The 17,499-nt window shown below is 65.2% G+C and carries 16 protein-coding genes; 8 read left to right on the plus strand and 8 right to left on the minus strand.

Annotated elements, in window-relative coordinates:
• Positions 1 to 17: 17 nt before the first annotated feature.
• From CAF53_RS08670 to CAF53_RS08690, 5 genes are all read left to right on the plus strand, one after another.
• The gene (locus CAF53_RS08670) at positions 18 to 848 is read left to right on the plus strand and encodes a cytochrome c oxidase subunit 3 (protein ID WP_046762273.1); all 831 of its coding nucleotides are present in this window, start codon (positions 18 to 20) and stop codon (positions 846 to 848) included.
• A gap of 71 nt (positions 849 to 919) precedes the next feature.
• Positions 920 to 1,330 (plus strand): DUF983 domain-containing protein, encoded by a 411-nt coding sequence (locus CAF53_RS08675; RefSeq protein WP_100237859.1) that lies wholly within the window; start codon positions 920 to 922, stop codon positions 1,328 to 1,330.
• Positions 1,327 to 1,962 carry an SURF1 family protein gene (locus tag CAF53_RS08680; RefSeq protein WP_100237860.1) on the plus strand — a complete coding sequence of 212 codons (636 nt, stop codon included), beginning with the start codon at positions 1,327 to 1,329 and terminating at the stop codon, positions 1,960 to 1,962. Before CAF53_RS08675 ends, CAF53_RS08680 begins: the two co-directional genes overlap by 4 nt.
• A 56-nt stretch (positions 1,963 to 2,018) precedes the next feature.
• The gene (gene thrC / locus CAF53_RS08685; RefSeq protein ID WP_046762275.1) at positions 2,019 to 3,419 is read left to right on the plus strand and encodes a threonine synthase; all 1,401 of its coding nucleotides are present in this window, start codon (positions 2,019 to 2,021) and stop codon (positions 3,417 to 3,419) included.
• Between the two features lie 3 nt (positions 3,420 to 3,422).
• Complete coding sequence (locus CAF53_RS08690; RefSeq protein ID WP_100237861.1) at positions 3,423 to 4,304, plus strand: class I SAM-dependent methyltransferase; 882 nt, start codon at positions 3,423 to 3,425, stop codon at positions 4,302 to 4,304.
• Positions 4,305 to 4,594: 290 nt separating this feature from the next.
• Here the strand turns inward: CAF53_RS08690 and CAF53_RS08695 are convergent, their stop codons facing one another.
• The 6 genes from CAF53_RS08695 to CAF53_RS08720 all read right to left on the minus strand — a co-directional run bounded on the left by CAF53_RS08695 (position 4,595) and on the right by CAF53_RS08720 (position 10,901).
• Positions 4,595 to 5,104 carry a beta-carotene hydroxylase gene (locus CAF53_RS08695; protein WP_100238746.1) on the minus strand — a complete coding sequence of 170 codons (510 nt, stop codon included), beginning with the start codon at positions 5,102 to 5,104 and terminating at the stop codon, positions 4,595 to 4,597.
• Between the two features lie 104 nt (positions 5,105 to 5,208).
• Complete coding sequence (locus CAF53_RS08700) at positions 5,209 to 5,979, minus strand: TorF family putative porin (protein ID WP_100237862.1); 771 nt, start codon at positions 5,977 to 5,979, stop codon at positions 5,209 to 5,211.
• Positions 5,980 to 6,235: 256 nt separating this feature from the next.
• A complete protein-coding gene (locus CAF53_RS08705; RefSeq protein ID WP_046762278.1) occupies positions 6,236 to 7,492 on the minus strand; it encodes a mechanosensitive ion channel domain-containing protein in 1,257 nt (418 codons plus the stop codon).
• The gene (metC, locus tag CAF53_RS08710; protein ID WP_100237863.1) at positions 7,489 to 8,712 is read right to left on the minus strand and encodes a cystathionine beta-lyase; all 1,224 of its coding nucleotides are present in this window, start codon (positions 8,710 to 8,712) and stop codon (positions 7,489 to 7,491) included. The genes CAF53_RS08705 and metC overlap by 4 nt, the downstream gene beginning before the upstream one ends.
• Entirely contained in the window at positions 8,709 to 9,569 is an 861-nt protein-coding gene (locus CAF53_RS08715) for a sulfurtransferase (RefSeq protein ID WP_046762280.1), read from the minus strand. Before CAF53_RS08715 ends, metC begins: the two co-directional genes overlap by 4 nt.
• A 63-nt stretch (positions 9,570 to 9,632) precedes the next feature.
• Positions 9,633 to 10,901, minus strand: a complete 1,269-nt coding sequence (locus tag CAF53_RS08720) for a hypothetical protein (RefSeq protein WP_100238747.1) — start codon at positions 10,899 to 10,901, stop codon at positions 9,633 to 9,635.
• A 102-nt stretch (positions 10,902 to 11,003) separates the two neighbouring features.
• On the opposite strand from CAF53_RS08720, the gene queF reads away from it, so the two are divergent.
• From queF to CAF53_RS08735, 3 genes are all read left to right on the plus strand, one after another.
• Positions 11,004 to 11,462, plus strand: a complete 459-nt coding sequence (gene queF / locus CAF53_RS08725) for a preQ(1) synthase (RefSeq protein WP_046762613.1) — start codon at positions 11,004 to 11,006, stop codon at positions 11,460 to 11,462.
• 57 nt (positions 11,463 to 11,519) lie between these two features.
• The gene (locus CAF53_RS08730) at positions 11,520 to 11,813 is read left to right on the plus strand and encodes a GIY-YIG nuclease family protein (RefSeq protein WP_277949197.1); all 294 of its coding nucleotides are present in this window, start codon (positions 11,520 to 11,522) and stop codon (positions 11,811 to 11,813) included.
• Between the two features lie 192 nt (positions 11,814 to 12,005).
• Positions 12,006 to 14,669, plus strand: a complete 2,664-nt coding sequence (locus tag CAF53_RS08735; protein ID WP_100237864.1) for a M1 family metallopeptidase — start codon at positions 12,006 to 12,008, stop codon at positions 14,667 to 14,669.
• Positions 14,670 to 14,992: 323 nt separating this feature from the next.
• Here the strand turns inward: CAF53_RS08735 and CAF53_RS08740 are convergent, their stop codons facing one another.
• Together CAF53_RS08740 and CAF53_RS08745 are read right to left on the minus strand one after the other, a co-directional pair.
• On the minus strand, positions 14,993 to 16,309 hold the full coding sequence (locus tag CAF53_RS08740) for an acetyl-CoA hydrolase/transferase C-terminal domain-containing protein (RefSeq protein ID WP_100237865.1): 1,317 nt from the start codon (positions 16,307 to 16,309) through the stop codon (positions 14,993 to 14,995).
• Positions 16,310 to 16,389: 80 nt separating this feature from the next.
• Complete coding sequence (locus CAF53_RS08745) at positions 16,390 to 17,463, minus strand: phytase (RefSeq protein ID WP_100237866.1); 1,074 nt, start codon at positions 17,461 to 17,463, stop codon at positions 16,390 to 16,392.
• Positions 17,464 to 17,499 lie beyond the last annotated feature (36 nt).

Genomic DNA, 17,499 nt, shown 5'->3' on the forward strand with positions numbered 1-17,499 from the left:
ACGGGGATGAGAACGTCATGGCAGGCGCCAAGAACCACGATTATCATATTCTTCCGCCCAGCATCTGGCCCTTTTTCGGCTCCATGTCGGCTCTGGTCATGGCTTTCGGCGCGATCATGTGGATGCATCCCGATGCGATGCCCGCCGGTGGTGGCTGGGTTTTCCTGATCGGCGTCGCGGGTGTGCTGTTCACCATGTACAGCTGGTGGGCCAATGTGATCAGCGAGGCTCATGCGGGTGATCATACGCCGGTGGTTCAGCTCCACCTGCGCTACGGCATGATCCTGTTCATCGCTTCCGAAGTCATGTTCTTCGTGGGCTGGTTCTGGTCCTTCTTCGACTTCTCGCTCTTCCCGAGCCAGTTGGCGCCGATCGAGGGGATGTTCCCTTCGAAGGGCATCGAGGTGATGAACGCCTTCGAGCTGCCGCTGCTCAACACACTGATCCTGCTTTGCTCGGGCACGACCGTCACCTGGGCGCACCATGCTCTGATCCATGGCGACCGCGAGGGGCTGAAGAAGGGATTGACGATCACCGTTATCCTGGGCGTGCTCTTCTCCTCCATCCAGGCCTATGAATATGCCCACGCGCCGTTCCCGTTCGGCGGCAGCCCCTATAGTTCGGCTTTCTACATGGCGACCGGCTTCCACGGTTTCCACGTCCTGATCGGCACCATTTTCCTGCTGGTGAACCTGATCCGCGCGCATAAGGGCGACTTCACTCCCCGCCAGCATTTCGGTTTCGAAGCGGCAGCCTGGTACTGGCATTTCGTCGACGTGGTATGGCTGTTCCTCTTCGTCGCCATCTATGTCTGGGGCGGCTGGGGCGCGCCGGTACACGGCGGCTGAGGCGCCGTTAATGATCTGGATGAAAACGGCCGGTTGTGATCCGGCCGTTTTCTTTTTGGAAAGGCGGTCCTATGCCTGATCCGATGCCATCGACCGATCCCGATCCCGGCCTGTCGCAGCCCCTGCTGGCCGCGGCCGTGCGCGGCGCATGTCCCCAATGCGGCAGCGCCACCCTCTTTGTCGGTCCAGTCCGCTTTGCCGTATCCTGCCGCGCCTGCGGACTTGATTATGGCCAGTTCAATGTGGGGGACGGCCCGGCGGCGTTCCTCACCCTGATCATTGGTGCGGCGATGGTGGCGATGGCCCTGGTGCTGGAGTTGAAGGTCCATCCGCCTCTCTGGCTGCACATTCTGCTCTGGACGCCGCTGACGGTTTTCGCCGTCGTCGGCAGCCTGCGGGTGGCGAAAGGCATGTTGCTGATCCTGGAATGTCGCAACAAGGCGCGCGAGGGACGGCTGCAAGCCTGGAAGCGGGACCAGTGATCCGCCGTTTGCCCCTTCTGCCGACGCTCATCGTTGCGGCTGCGGTGGTCGTGATGATCGGCCTGGGCGTCTGGCAGTTGCAACGGCGGGCGGAGAAAGAAGCGATGCTTGCGCTGGTCGCGTCCAACCCGGCTCGGCCCCCTGTCGCCTTTCCGACCTTTTCGCCCGTGCCGTCCGAACAACTGTTCCGCCGCTCCTCTGCCTACTGCCTGCACGTGATCCGATGGCACAGCGAGGCGGGGCGGGCCGCCGATGGAACGACCGGCTATCGTTACATCGCCGACTGCGCGACCGGGGCGGAAGGTCCGGGCGTACTCGTCGCCGCGGGGGTTTCGGCAAGGCCCGATGCCAAGCCTCAGTGGCAGGGCGGGCAGATGCGCGGATGGATCGGCGAGGAACCGGATCATCGATCGCTGCTGTCCCGGATCAGCGGCAAGGCCATGCCGTTGCGGCCGATGTTGATCGCTGGGGAGCCGGTGCCGGGACTCAAGCCGCTGGCGCCGCCGACCGCGGCGGATGTGCCGAACAACCATCTTGCCTATGCCGGGCAATGGTTCTTCTTCGCTGCCATTGCCGTGATCATCTACCTGCTGGCGCTTGCCAAGCGAACACCGCCGGTCGATCCTCGATAGCGCGCTACGGAAAAGCTTGCCCGAAGCCGCGTCCAGCGCTACCGGGCTACCCCATCATGCACTATGTGAGCACCAGGGGGAGCGCGCCTGCGCTCGGGTTCGAGGATGTGACGCTGGCCGGGCTGGCGTCCGATGGCGGACTCTATCTTCCGGAAAGTTGGCCGTGCTTTTCGGCGGAGGATATTCGCGCGCTGGCGGGCCTGTCCTATGTCGAAACGGCGGTGCGCGTCATGGCGCCCTTCGTCGCGGGGTCGCTCGGCGAGGAGGAACTGCGCGAGCTGTGCACGGCCGCCTATGGCCGGTTCAGCCATGATGCGGTGACGCCGCTGGTGCAACTCGACCATCGGCACTGGTTGCTCGAACTGTTCCACGGACCGACGCTGGCGTTCAAGGACGTCGCGCTGCAACTGCTGGGCCAGTTGTTCGAACGCTTCCTCTCGCGCCGGGACGATCATCTGACCATCGTCGGCGCGACGTCGGGCGATACCGGTTCGGCGGCGATCGATGCCGTCGCGGGTCGGGAGAAGATCGACATCTTCATGCTGCACCCGGAAGGCCGTGTGTCCGACGTCCAGCGCCGCCAGATGACCACAGTGCTGGCGCCCAATGTCTACAATATCGCCATCGATGGCAGCTTCGACGACGCGCAGGCGCTGGTGAAGGCGATGTTCAACGATGCGGCCTTCGCGCGCCGCTTCAACCTGTCGGCGGTGAACAGCATCAACTGGGCACGGCTGATGGCGCAGGTCGTCTATTATTTCTACGCCGCCGTGCGCCTGGGCGCGCCGGAGCGGGCGATCGCCTTTTCCGTGCCGACCGGCAATTTCGGCGATGTCTTCGCGGGTTATGTCGCCGCGCAGATGGGGCTGCCGGTCGCCAGGCTGATGGTCGCCACCAATGTCAACGACATCCTCCACCGCGCCCTTTCCGAGGGCGATTACAGCCAGGGGCAGGTGGTGGCGACGGCGACGCCCAGCATGGACATCCAGGTCAGTTCCAATTTCGAGCGGCTGCTGTTCGACGCGGGCGGACGCGATGGCAAGGCGCTTGCCGAACAGATGAAGGGATTCGAGGCGAGCAAGGCGATGCGCCTCACCAATGCGCAGCGGGAGGGGGCGTCGGCGCTCTTCACCTCGGCGCGGGTCGACGCCGACGGCATGACCATGGCGATGCGCTGGGCCTATGACGCGGCAGGGCAGGTGATCGATCCGCACAGCGCCATCGGTCTGGCGGCGGCACGCTCGATCGATCTCGACCCGTCGGTGCCGGTGGTCACGCTGGCGACCGCGCATGCGGCGAAGTTCCCCACGGCGGTCGAGCGGGCCACGGGCATTCGTCCGTCGCTGCCGTCGCGCGTGGGCGATCTGTTCGCGCGGGAAGAGGCCTATGCGAAGCTGCCCGGCACTTTCGACGCGGTCACCGCCTATGTCGCGGAGCGGGCGACGCCGAGGGCTTGAGGGGTGAACCTTCAAACCCTCCTTGGTGAACCCTGGTCCGATTACGGTCTGATCGATTCGGGCCATGGCCGCAAGTTGGAGCGCTATGGCCGTTTCCGCTTCATCCGGCCGGAGCCGCAGGCGATGTGGGCGCCAGCGCAGGAAGACTGGCGCGCAGACGGCGAATTCGTGCCCGGTTCCGATGAGGAAGGCGGGGGACGCTGGTTCTATGAACGGCCCGTGCCGGACGAGGGCTGGCCGCTGCACTGGAACGAGGTGACGTTCCAGGCGAGTTGCACACCCTTTCGCCATCTGGGTTTCTTCCCCGACATGGCGCCGGTGTGGGGCTGGATGCGGGGCAAGATCGCGGACAAGATCAGCGCCGGGGATCAGCCCCAGATCATGAACCTGTTCGGCTATACCGGCGTCGGCACGTTGGCGATGGCGGCGGCGGGCGCGCAGATGGTGCATGTCGACGCTTCCAAGAAATCGGTGGCACAGGCGCGCGCCAATGCGGCGCTGTCGGGGCTGGAGGACCGGCCGGTACGCTGGATCGTCGATGACGCGGCCAAGTTCGTGTCGCGTGAGGTGCGGCGCGAGCGGCGCTATGACGGCATCTTGCTCGATCCGCCCAAATATGGACGCGGGCCGGATGGCGAGGTCTGGCGGCTGGAAGAGGATCTGCCGGGGCTGATCGCCCATTGCCGGCAGTTGTTGGATGCCGACAGCCGGTTCCTGTTCCTGACGGTCTATGCGGTGCGCATGTCGGCGCTGGCGATCGGCGAGTTGCTGAGGCAGGCCTTTGCCGATCTGCCGGGGACCGTGGAAGCGGGCGAACTGGCGGTGCGCGAAGAGGCGCGGGGGCTGGAACTGCCGACCGCGATCTGGGCGCGGTGGAGCCGTTGAGCTGAAATAAGCGGCGGATTTTGGCCATTTCTGCACCGAAGTTCACACTGTATGCGCGCGCGTGCCTGGGCGCGCGTGTGCGAGGGCGGGTCATTATCGGACGTTCAAAGAGGGATGCGGGGTAGAGCGGTGGGGCCGGAATAGGACAGGGTGAATCGAGGCCTGTTGGAGAAATAGGATGTTTTTCGGGGAAGCTGTTGCCCTTGGGCCACCTTCATTTCGTATGACGGTCTGAAGATGGCCAGAAGCGGACGTCAACAACGAGTTTGAGTGGCAGCTAACCACCCCTTTCACCCTTGCCGATCACCCTTGGCGGCGCGCAGGACAGGCTTGCCTTTCTCTCCCAGCCGGCGTTTCAAATCTTCCGGGCGGGGCGCGACGAGGAAGCCGAAGCTGACGCAGTGCTCCTTGCTTTCCACCGCATGGTGCAGGCGGTGGGCCTGAACGATCCGCTTCATATAGGTTGATCGAGGCACATAGCGGTGGCCGACGCGGCGGTGGACGATGATGTCGTGGAAGCCGAGATAGATGGCCCCATAGGCCGCGATGCCTGCCCCCATCGCTGTCGCCCAGTCGCCCCAATGCCATTGCACGCCGCCCAGCAGCAGCAGGATGGAGGGCATGGCGAAGATCACGAAATAGAGGTCGTTCGCCTCCCAGATGCCATGACGGGGGCGATGGTGGCTGGCATGAAGGAACCAGCCCGGCCCATGCATCACCCAGCGGTGCATGACATAGGCGAAACCCTCCATCGCGGCGACCGTGGCGAGGAAGATCAGGGCGAGCAACAGGGCGGTCATCATGCCACTATAGGGCGGGGCGTCTGCTCGCGCGACCCTGAAAAGGGCATGGAAAAGGCCGCGATCCCTGTGGATCGCGACCCTCTTCGTGACTTGTCAGGAGATCAGAACGACGCGGTGACCGAACCGACAACGCCGCCCCTCGCCGCATCCCGGAAGTTGCCGGCGGCGGCATTGGGCCTGAAATGAGTGTCGGTATCCACATAGCTGACACCAAAAGTCAGGTGGCTCCAGGTGTAGGTCGCGCCGACGCTCCAGTCGGTATAACCCTTGCCGACGGGAACCAGATAGCTCGGCCCGAAGCTGTGGCCGAGATGCGCCGACACGCCCAGCGGGGTGTTCGGGATGCTGGCTGACAGGTCGCCGGCGAGGTACAGATTGTCTTCCTTGTGCACGCCGTCGACAGTGAGCGCCTTCGCCTTGGGCGCGTAATTGGCGGTCAGTTTCGCCGTAGCGGGGCCAAAGGTGCCCTTGATCGAGGCATAGGGCTCGACGAAGTCGGTGTTACCGCCGCCCGAACCCGGATAATAATAATAGAGCACGCCGACGTCGAAGGTAGCCGCGCCGACGGTCTTGGAATAACCGGCGATCAGGTCGAGTTCCTGGTCGCTGCCAGCGGCGACATAGTCGTCGATCGAGCTGCCCCAGGTCGAAACGTAGAAACCCGAGCTGTGTGTCACGGTGAGGCCGCCTTGCAGCGCGAAGCGCTTGTCGGTCTGCGAGATGCCGCGGAAGCGATAGTCGGTGACGACGGCGGCATTGCCGGTGACGGTCAGTTCCGGAGTGGGCTCGTCCTGAGCGAAGGCCGGTGCCGACACGGCGGCGAGGGCGCATGCCAGAATAGAGGCCGAGAGGCCGAGAATGGACTTACGCATATGCTTTCCCCTTGATGGTTATCTGCGATCGTCCCGCCTGCGTCATGGTCCCAAGTCTCTTGTCGCCCTGCACGGGGTGGACCGGGTTGCCTCAACGAGTGAGGGATGCCTTTCCCCGCTGCGGCGCACAAGATTTTATTGCCGTTGCGTGTCGTTTGCTTCCCTAATGTTGCTGGCGTGCAACAAAATCAGGCATGATTGTGGCGCGCCCGGACCGGGCGCTCGGTTTTGGCCGCAATTACGGTAGGGACAGAGCCTATTGCGGCCGCGAGCCTTCGCGGGCCGCGTGGATGATGCGCTGCGGATAGGGGATGGTGATCCCATGCTCCCGGAACAGCAGCCAGAGGCGGTTGAGGACGTCCGACTTCACATTGCCGACGCCGCCCTCCGGATCGCTGATCCACACCAATATGTCATGTTCGACGCGATTTTCACCGAAGGCGGTGAGCCAGACATTGGGCTTGGGATTGCGCAGCACGCGCGGGCTTTCCTGCGCGGCGCGGAGCATGAGGTCCTGCGCGAGCCTGAGGTCGCTGTCATAGCCGACGCCGACGGGAATGCGGACGCGAACGTTGCGGTCGGAATAGGACCAGTTCTCCACCTCCTGCGTCATGAGATTCTCGTTGGGGATCAGATGTTCCTTGCCGTCGCGGGTGATGACGGACACGGCGCGCACGCCGATCTTGTTCACCCAGCCGAAGCTGTCGCCCACGACGATCACGTCGCCCGGCTTGATCGATCGGTCCATCAGCAGGATGATCCCGGCGATCAGATTGCCGAAGGTCTTTTGCAGGCCGAAGCCGACCGCCAGGCCCAGCGCGCCGGAAAAGACGGCGAAGGCGGTAAGGTCGATGCCCAGCAGGTCGACGCCGATGAAGAAGGCGGCGACGACCACGGCGATGGCGGCCAGTTTCTGGGCCAGCAGCTTTTGCGTGGCGTCCAGGCCATGGGCGCGGGTGATGCTGCGCCCGACGATGCGGTTGGTCAGGCGCACCAGGGCGAACAGCGCGACGCAGATGGCGGCCATGCTGACCAGGCCGAGCAGGGTGACACGCCGCTTGCCAAGGTCGAGGCCGACGCCGTCGAGCATGCCGGCCACCGGGGCGAAGCCGCCGCTGCTGCCCGAAAGGACCATGACGAACAGCAGCAGGGCGATGGGCAGGACGGCGAGGCGCGGGATGGCGAGGCTGCGCAGGATATGCACGGCGAGCAGCGAAAGCGACAGGGCCAGCGCCGCGCCCAGGATCAGATGCGCGAAATCCCCGATCGGCCAGAAGGCGATGGCGACGACCATCATGGCGGCGGCGATGACATGGTGCAGGATGGGACGCAAATGGCCCGCCAGCGCTTCGCCCAGGCCACGAAAGCGGCGGCGCAGGCGCGGCGAGGCGAAGCGGGAGACGGCGCCCGCGACCAGATAGAGTATGACGGCCAGCGCCAGCGCGATCAGGGGATGGACGATGGCGGGATCGCCGGGCAGCCGGGACAGCAGATCGGGCAGGCCCGGCGTCATCCGCGCGCGGCCCGGAAGCGAGCGAGGCCGGCATCCAGGTCCGCGATCAGGTCATCGGGGTCTTCGAGACCGATTTGCAAGCGGACGGCGGGGCCTTCGGCTTGCCAGGCGGTGGCCGTGCGATAGCGGGCGGGATCGACCGGGAGCGCCAGGCTTTCGAAGCCGCCCCAGCTATAGCCGATGCCGAAATGGGCAAGGCCGTCGATCAGCGCGGCGCGGGATGCTTCGTCGCCGCCCTTGAGGATGAAGCTGAACAGGCCGCTGGAGCCGGTGAAGTCGCGTTGCCACAGGTCGTGGCCGGGGCAGGAGGGCAGGGCGGGGTGCAGCACGCGGGCGACGTCGGGCTGCTGCGACAGCCATTGCGCGATCTGGAGCGCGCTCGCCTGATGCTGGTTCAGGCGCACGCCCAATGTGCGCAGGCCGCGCGCGGCGAGCCAGGCATCGTCGGGGCTGGTCATCTGGCCGAACAGATAGGCGGCCTGGCGGATTTTCGGGAAGAAGGCCGGGGTGGCCGTCGCCGATCCCATCATCACGTCGCTATGGCCGACGATATATTTGGTGCAGGCGAGGATGGAAATGTCGACGCCATGGGTCAGGGCAGGGAAAAAATAGGGTGTGGCCCAGGTATTGTCGATCAATGTGGCGATGCCCCTTTCCCGTGCCACGGCGGTGATGGCGGGGACGTCCTGCACCTCGAAGGTCAGGCTGCCGGGGCTTTCCAGGAAGATGGCGCGAGTCGCGTCGGTGATGAGGTCCGCGATTCCCGCTCCGACGGTCGGGTCGTAATAGACCGTTTCTATGCCGAGCGGGCGCAGCATCTGTTCGCAGAAATTGCGCGTGGGGTCATAGGCGCTGTCGACCATCAGCAACTGGTCGCCGGGTTTCAGCACCGCCATCAGCGCGCAGGCGATGGCCGCGACGCCGGAGGGGTAGAGCATGGTGCCCTCCGCGCCCGGCTCCATTTCGGTGAGGGCGTCGGCCAGGCTCCAGCTCGTGGGCGTGCCCTTGCGGCCGTAGAACAGGCGTTCATGCGTGCTGCGGCCCGCCGCGGCGCGCAGATGCGCGACATCGTCATAGAGGATGGTCGAGGCGCGCCAGACGGGTGGGCTGACGATGCCGCCGGGCTGGCCGGGCATGCCGGTCCATTCGGGCTTGCGGCCCGCCTGCGCGAGTTGGGTGAGGGGCTTGCGGTTCCCCCGCTTGTCGGAATCGTCGCTCATGCTGCGGGGCCGGTCTCCTTCGGCGTGGCGGGGTCCAGGCCCCATTCCGACCAGCTTCCGTCATAGAGGGTGACGTCGGTCTTGCCGAGCAGTTCGAGACCGGCGAGGAGGATCGCCGCCGTGACCCCGCTGCCGCAGCTTGTGATGATCGGCCGCGAGAAGTCGGTGCCCGCGTCGAGGAAGAGGTGACGCAGTTCCTCGCCCTGCTTCATGCTGTTATCGGCATGGTAGAAGGCTGAGGAGGGGATGTTGCGGCTGCCCGGAATATGACCCGAAGCCATGCTGGGGCGGGGTTCCTTTTCCTCTCCGGTGAAGCGGGCGGCGCCGCGTGCGTCCAGCACCTGTTCGGTCCGGGTTTCGAGATTGGCGAGCAGATCTTCCCTGGTGCGGACTTGTCCTGCTGCGCGTTTCGCGATGGCGTTGCCGCGTCGGGGGGAGGGGATGCCGCTTTGCGTGGCGCGTCCTTCGGCCAGCCATTTGGGCAGGCCGCCATCGAGGATCGCCGCGCCCTTGCCCACGCCGTAGAGGCGCATCATCCACCAGCCGCGGGCAGCGCTATGGGTGGGGCTGTTGTCGTAGACGATGATGCGGCTGTCGGCGTCGATGCCGAGTTGCTGGCAGCGCTCGGTCATGAAGGCGTCGGTCGGCAGCATGCCGGGGCGCGGATCGTCCGGATCGGACAGGGTGGGAAGATCGAGGAAGGTCGCGCCGGGGATATGGGCGGCCTCGAACTCGGCCTTCGGGTCACGGGGCGTGCCGGGGAGGAAGAGGCTGGCGTCGACGATCCTGAGGTCGGGCCTAAGATTGGGCGCGCCCAGCTCCGCCGCGAGCCAGTCGGTGGAAACCAATATGTCCATGCGTCTCTTTTCCCTTTGTGACGGTGTCCTTTTTAGGAGCGGTGGACGCGGGTGGGAAGAGACTTAACTGGCGAGGCTGAGCGCCGTCGCGCGGCTGCCGGGGGTGGGATATTGGCGCGGGCCGAGGTCGAGGCGGAAAGGGGAGAGCCGCTCGACCGGCGGTGTCTGTTCCTCCCCCACGATGAAGGCGCGGCCGGTGCGGCCGGCGCCCTGGGTCTCGCCCGCCTCATTGGCCCAGCGATATTGCGCGTCGAAGGCGATCACCGGGATCAGCAGGGCGCGCTGGCCCATCCGGATCGCCGCAATCTCCTGCGCATCGAGGCGCATCTCGCCGCTCAGCTTCTGCGTCTCGCCCGGTGCGATCGAGACGATGGAATGGACCGGAAGGCCGGTTTCGCCCGCGAAAAATTGCTGGAACAGCGACTGTTGCTGCGCATCGGCATTGGCGATCAGGCTGCGGACGAGGATGTCCTGCGCAGCATGGGTGCCGCGATTGTGGAGGGTCAGCGTGTAGCCGATCGTCGCGCCCATCAGCGTCAGGCGCGCGGCCTGTATTTCCATGGCAAGATCGAGCCAGGGACGGTCGGCGGTGTCGGGCTCCGCTTGAGGCTTGGTCGGCGCCGGGGGAGGGGGCGGAACCGCCTTCGGCTGGACGGGGCGGGGCGCAGACGGCGGGGGCACTGGCTGCGGAGGCACTGGCGGCGGAGGCGCAGGCTCGGGTTGGTGAAAGGATTCCTCCCTTTCCTCCGGCTTGCGGCGGCGTAGCCAGAGGAAGGCGCCGATCAGCGCGATGACGGCGGCTGCGGCAGCGACCCATGGCCAAGGGAAGGCTGGCTCTGCCACGGGGACTGGTGCCTCCAGGGGAGCGGGGGTCGCGCTGTTCCCGGCAGGCGGAAGGGATTGGTTCCCGCCCGGGGAGGGGAGCGGTGCCGTTTCGCCGGACGCCGGCATGGTGCTTGCGGGGGCGGTTTGGTTCGCGGGCGGTCGCGCCGGAGTCGGCTGCGTCGTTGGCTGCGCTGCCGGCTGTGGCGTGGGCCGGGTTTCGGCTTGAGGCGGCGTTGCGGGGCGTTGCGGTTGCGATCGGGGGGCGGGCTGAGGGGCGGTGTTGACCGGCGGCGGCAACTGGATGGTGGGGGTGACGACCGGCGGCGGTGTCACCGTTGCCGGGGCGCCGCGGAAAACGTCGAGTTCGGGGCCTTGCTTGTCCGGGGACGTCTGGGGCTTCTCACGGGGCAGGTTGAAGACCGGCTCCGTGCCGTTTTCCTGCTGGGCGAAAGCGGGCGTGGCCAGCAGCAGCGGCAGGGCGGACAGAAGAAAGCAACGGGACCCCATGGGATGCAGCCAAGGCATCCGCCCAAGTGAACCCGCCGTGAACGAAAGGCAAGAGAGGGGTGACGATGACATATGCCGTGCAATCGCGTAGATGGCCTGCCCATGACTGATACGCCGATTCCCCTCCATCTGGGTCAGACCAGCGCCCTGCCGTCGCGCCCTGAAGACGCGGTGCTCGATTATGTGCCCAATCCCCGGCCGGGCAAGCCCTATCTGGTGCGCTTCACCGCACCGGAATTCACCTCGCTCTGCCCGGTGACTGGGCAGCCGGATTTCGCGCATCTGGTGATCGATTATGCGCCCGCCGCGACCATCGTGGAATCGAAGTCGCTGAAGCTGTTCCTGGGCTCGTTCCGCAACCATGCGGCGTTCCATGAGGATTGCACCGTGGGGATCGGGGAGCGGCTGTTCGCGGAGATGAATCCGGTCTGGCTGCGGATCGGGGGCTACTGGTATCCGCGCGGCGGGATTCCCATCGATGTGTTCTGGCAATCGGGCGAGCCGCCCGCAGGCTTGTGGCTGCCGGCGCAGGACGTGCCGGGATATCGCGGGCGGGGTTAGCTGTCCGTCGTCATGCGACGTCATGCCAGCGAAGGCTGGCATCTCAGGAGGCAATGCGTGACGGAGCGGCGAAGCTGGACCTACATCATGACCAACAAGCCATGTGGCGTGCTGTATGTAGGGATCACCAGCAATCTCGCCGCGCGGGTTGATCAGCATCGGCGCGGTGTCGGTTCGGATTTCTGCCGGAAATATAATCTGCACCGGCTGGTGCTGGCCGAGGAGCATGGCCGCGTCGAGGATGCCATTGCGCGGGAGAAAGCGTTGACAGCCTGGAAGCGGGATTGGAAGATTCGGTTGATCGAGGAGAGCAATCCTGAATGGCGGGATTTGTTCGCGTTCATCGTATAGGACCTGAGATCCCAGCTTTCGCTGGGATGACGATGATCGACTTTGTTTGACAAACGAACAACAAGCTTCGACCAACGACATCGGCGACAGGGCGCCCGGCTTGACCGGTGGGCCGAAAGGGTCGATCCCCCTGTCATCCAGGCGCGCCATGTTTCAGCCGCGCCGTTCCAACCTGTCGGAGTTGCGAACCTCATGCCCTTCTCGAAAATTCTTCCGCTGATGCTGGCGGCTGCGCCCCTGGCCATGGCGGTGCCCGCGCTGGCGCAGACGGCTGCGCCAGCCGGGCCTGCCGCCGGCGTCACCACCCAGTTGCCGCGGGGCGCCGCGCCCAGCCATTATGCGATCCAGGTCACGCCCGATGCGGCGAACCTCAAATTCAGCGGCAAGGCGACGATCGATATCATCGTCACACAGGCCATGCCCGCTCTGGTGCTGAATGCGGCCGACCTGACGGTGAACAGCGTCGCGCTGACCCCGGCGAAAGGCAGCGCAAAGAGGGGGGGAGCGGTCAAGGGAACCGCCAAGATCGACGCCGAGGCGCAGACCGTGGCCTTCGATTTCGGCAAGCCGGTCCAGCCGGGCAGCTACACGCTCGCGATCGACTATGCGGGCATCATCAACACCCAGGCGAACGGGCTGTTCGCGCTCGATTATACCGATAATGCAGGCAAAGCGAAGCGCGCGTTGTTCACCCAGTTCGAGGCGCCCGATGCCCGCCGCTTCGTGCCGAGCTTCGACGAGCCGAGCTACAAGGCGACCTTCGACCTTTCCGCCGTCATCCCGGCCGACCAGCTTGCGGTCAGCAACATGCCGGTCGAGAGCAGCGCCGACGCCGCCGCCGGCAAGAAGCTGGTGACGTTCGGCACCAGTCCGAAAATGTCATCCTATCTGCTGTTCTTCGGTCTGGGCGAACTGGAGCGCGCCACCAAAATGGCGGGCGCGACCGAGGTCGGCGTGATCACCGGCAGGGGCAATACGGGCAAGGCGCAGTTGGCGCTGGACGCTTCCGCGGCCATCCTGCCTTATTATAACGATTATTTCGGCGTGCCCTTCCCGCTGCCCAAGCTCGACAATGTCGCCGGGCCGGGGCAGAGCCAGTTCTTCTCCGCCATGGAGAATTGGGGCGCGATCTTCACCTTCGAACGTGCCTTGCTGGTCGATCCGCGCTTCACGTCGGAAAGCACGCGACGGACCATATATTCCATCGTCGCGCACGAAATGGCGCATCAATGGTTCGGCGACCTCGTCACCATGGCCTGGTGGGACGACCTCTGGCTGAACGAGGGTTTCGCGAGCTGGATGGCGACCAAGGTCACCGACAAGCTGAACCCCGAATGGGAAATGCTGCTCTCCCGCGTCAACGGCCGCGAGCGCGCGATGAGCCTGGATTCGCTGGTGACGACCCACCCGATCCTCCAGAAGATCCACACCGTGGATGAGGTGAATCAGGCGTTCGACGACATCACCTATGAAAAGGGTGAGGCCGTCATCACCATGCTGGAGGGCTTTGCCGGCGAGGATGCGTGGCGCTCGGGCATCCGTGCCTATATGAAGGGCCACGCCTATGGGAACACCGTGACCGACGATCTGTGGAAGGCGGTCGAGGGCGCGGGCGCCAAGGGTGTGGTCGGCATCGCGCATGATTTCACCAGCCAGCCGGGCATCCCGCTGGTGAAGGTGGAGAGCGCGCAATGTCAGGGCGGTTCGACTGTGCTGTCATTGTCCCAAGGCGAGTTCAGCCGCGACCGCAAGGACAAGACCCCCCTCAGATGGAATGTGCCCGTCATGGCGCAGACCGTCGGCGCGGCGCAGCAGCGGCTGATCCTGAACGGATCGGCGCAGGTGACGCTGCCGGGCTGCGGCGCCTATGTCATCAATGCGGGGCAGACGGGTTATTATCGCTCGCTCTATCCGGAGGCGAACGTCAAGGCCTTGGCAAAGGACTTCACCAAGCTGGCGTCCATGGACCAGATCGGCCTGCTGGCGGATAATTTCCAGCTCGGGCTGGGTGGCTATCAGCCGATGGGCCTTGCGCTCGACCTGGTGGATGCGGTGCCGTCGAACGCCAGCCCCGCCGTGCTGGCGGAAGTGCCGGGCTATCTCGACAGCGCGCATACCATGTTGGAAAGCGACAAGGCGGCGCAGGCGCGGGTCGCGGCTTATGCGACGAAGAAGCTGAGCCCGGTGCTGGCGAGCGTTGGTTTCGATGCCAAGCCCGGTGAAAATCCGCAGGTGCCGGTATTGCGTTCGGCGCTGGTGTCGACGCTGGGCGGCATGGGGGACAAGGCCGTGGTGGCCGAAGCGAACAAGCGTTTTGCCGCGCTGGCGGGCAATCCGGCGGCGCTCGATGGACCGCTGCGCAATGTGTGGCTGCGGATCATTGCCGAAAATGCCGATGCGGCGACCTGGGACAAGCTGCGGGGCCTGGCCAATGGGGCGAAGTCGGATCTGGAGAAGAGCACGACCTTCGCGCTGCTGGGCGTCGCCAAGGATGAGAAGCTGGCGGCCAAGGCGCTGGACCTCGCCATGACCGACGAACCGGGCAAGACGACGAGCGCGGCGATCATCTCCGCCGTGGGGTCTGAGCATTCGATGCTGGCGGTCGACTATGTGCTGGCGCATCGGGCGCAATATGAGGCGATGATCGACGTGTCGGCGCGAAGCCAGGCGATTGCGCGGCTGGGCGGGAATTCGGCCGATCCGGCGATGGTGACGAAGCTGGATGGCTATGCGACCCAGTATCTGACGCCGGAATCGCGCAAGGTGGTGGATCGTTCCATCGCCGCGATCAAGACGAGGATCGAGACGCGGGCGCGGTTGAAGCCGGCGCTGACGGCCTGGTTCGCGAAGAAGTGAGATGAGGGGGCGGTGGAGTGATCCACCGCCCTATTTTTTACAGTCATTCCTGCCTTCACGGAAAGGATGATGATAGATGAGCCAGAGCGATTTCGCGTGAAAAGGAACATTTCCCGGCTCGGAAATCGCGGCAAACAAAGAAAATCAGGGGATGTTCCGCTTCAATCCAATCGGAACATGTTCTAGAGCATCGTGCGCAAAAGTGGGAACCGGTTTTGTGCTTAAAGCGATGCGACAACAAAAGCTTAGAGCGTGCGGCTCGCGTACGATTTAGCGCAGCGCGCTCTAGTGATCCGAATGAGGCATATTTCAAATCCACCACATTAGAGCAGCCGCCGCTCGAACGCGCCGCGTTCCAGTTCCTCCCGGAAATCGGGATGCGCGATCCCGATCAGCGCGCGGGCCCGTTCGGAGAGCGTCTTGCCCTTCATGTCGGCCCAGCCATATTCGGTGACCACGATGTGCGTGTCGGTGCGGGGCGTCGTGACGGGGCCGTCGAGCCAGGGCACGATCCGCGACACTTTCCCCTTCGCCGCGGTCGAGTGGCAGGCAATGATCGATCGGCCGCCCTTCGCCGCATAGGCGCCCCGCACGAAGTCGAGCTGGCCCCCGGTGCCGCTATATTGGCGCCCGTTCATATGTTCGGAGTTGCAGGCACCGCTGAGGTCGACCTGAATCGTGGCGTTGACCGAGATCATGCGGTCGTTCCGGGCGATGACGTGCGGGGCGTTCACATATTCGACCGGATGCGCCTCAAACGCCGGATTGTCGTGCAGGAAGTCGTAGAGGCTCTGGTCGCCCATGGCGAAGGTGAAGACCGATCGGCCCGTGTGGATGGGCTTGCGGCTGTTGTCGACCACCCCCGCCTGGATGAGCCTGACGAGGCCGGGGGAGAGCAGTTCGGTGTGGATGCCGAGGTTCCGGTGATGCATCAGCGCGGCGCAGACGGCGTCCGGCACCGCGCCGATGCCCATTTGCAGGCAGGCGCCGTCCTCCACCATGTCCGCGATGATGGCGCCTATGGCTTCGTCATTGGGCGTGCGGGGCAAAGCGGGAATCTGCACGAGCGGGACATGGTTCTCGACGATCGCGGTGATGGCCGAGAGCGGGATTTTGCAGTCGCCATGGACAGTGGGCATGGCGGGGTTGACCTCCACGACCAGCCGGACGCCGCTGCGCGCGACGGCAAGGGCATAGTCGGTGTTGGTGCCCAGGCTGAAATAGCCGTCGGCGTCCATTGGCGAGACAGTGACGAAGAGCGTGTCGGCATGCAGATGCTCGGTCAGGATGCGGGGTATCTGGTGGAATTGGACCGGGAGCGTTTCGACCAGGCTTTGCATCGTGTCATTGCGCAGGGCGTCGGTGCTGCGTTCGACGCCGCCGTGGAACAGGCTGACATGGCGGATGCGGTCGTGGAGGTCGGGGGCGAGGATCGATTTGCTGGCGATGGCGCAGGCGAGCATGCAGTAGAGCGTGCCGCCCGTGAGGGTTCCGGAGCGGACGCGATCGGCCAGCGCGTCCATCAGGGCGGGCGGGTAGCTGACGCCGAGGCCGACGACCATCTTCGCGTCGTCGGGGATCAGGGCGGCGGCCTGGGCGGCGGTCATCGTCTTGGCGCGGTAATTTTCTGTAGTGGACATGATGCTCTCCCGGCTTTCGGGGATATTCGCGCCGTTGGGACCGAAGCGCAATCGCGACGAAAGTCGAATCCGGGCAGGCGTCAGCGGTCTATACCCAACGCCTGCACAATATCATCCCATGCGACCAGCTTGAAATTCTGGGCGGCCGTGGCGTTGTGGCCATCCTGCGCGACGAAGAGGCCGCCCGGATAACCGGGACCGAAATCGCCCAGCATCAGGTCGATGCCGTCGGTTTCCTCCGACCCGCCGATGGCGCCGTCGACCACGCGGAAGCGACCGGCATAGCTGTCGTCGTTCAGGCGATAGGCGACATAGGCGTTGTCGCCCTGGCTGGAAACGAGGACATAGCCGTCCTTCTCGCCCATGGGTGCTATGGCGACGCCTTCGGCGTCCATGACAAGGTTCTTGCCGTCGGCGGCGGCGATCTTCGTGGGGGCGATCGAGCCGGTCGGTCGGGCGTCGAAGCGCCAGAGGCCGACATCCTCCTCCGCCACATAGAGGATGCCGGTACGGTCATCGACCGCGCAGCCTTCGGATTGGGTGCCGAGTTTCATGGTGCGGACGATCTTGCCCGAAGGGGCCGCGCCGGAGGTATCGAGCGCGATCTGGTTCACCGTGCCGTCCTTGAGCACGACGAAGGCGTAGGTCGCTTCCGGTGCGCCATAGAGGCAGATCCCATAGGCCTCGCCCGCACCCGCATCGACTTTGCCCAGCGCAGAGAGTTTGGCGGTGGCGGGATCGAGGCGGAAGAGGGCGAGTTTGGCATGGGCGACATCGTTGCGGTCGCTGGCGACGACGAGGATGCCGTTCCGCCCGTCGATCGTCACGCCGTCGCGCAGGTCGACATTGTTGACCCGGCCGGCATCGAGAAAGTCGCGGGTCTTGCCGTCCAGGCCGTAGACATAGAGCCCGGCCTTCTTGTCCGTGCCGACGATCAGGCTTTGCGCGGGGTTGGCGGCGTTGCGCCAGATTGCCGGATCGTCCGCCGCGTCGGCATTGGGTGTGCCGACCGGCGCGGTTTCCCCCCGTGCCGTGACGGTCGTGGCCGGGGCGGCGTTGGCGATGCGCTGGGCCAGGGGCGGTTCGGTCGCCGTGGCGGCGCAGGCACCGAGCAGAAGGGTGGCACAAAGGGCAGCAGATGGGCGGTTGGTCATGGATGTTCCCCCGTTTCGGGGCGCCTCTTGGACGCG

The sequence above is a fragment of the Sphingobium sp. LB126 genome (assembly GCF_002795205.1).
Lineage (GTDB): Bacteria > Pseudomonadota > Alphaproteobacteria > Sphingomonadales > Sphingomonadaceae > Sphingobium > Sphingobium chungbukense.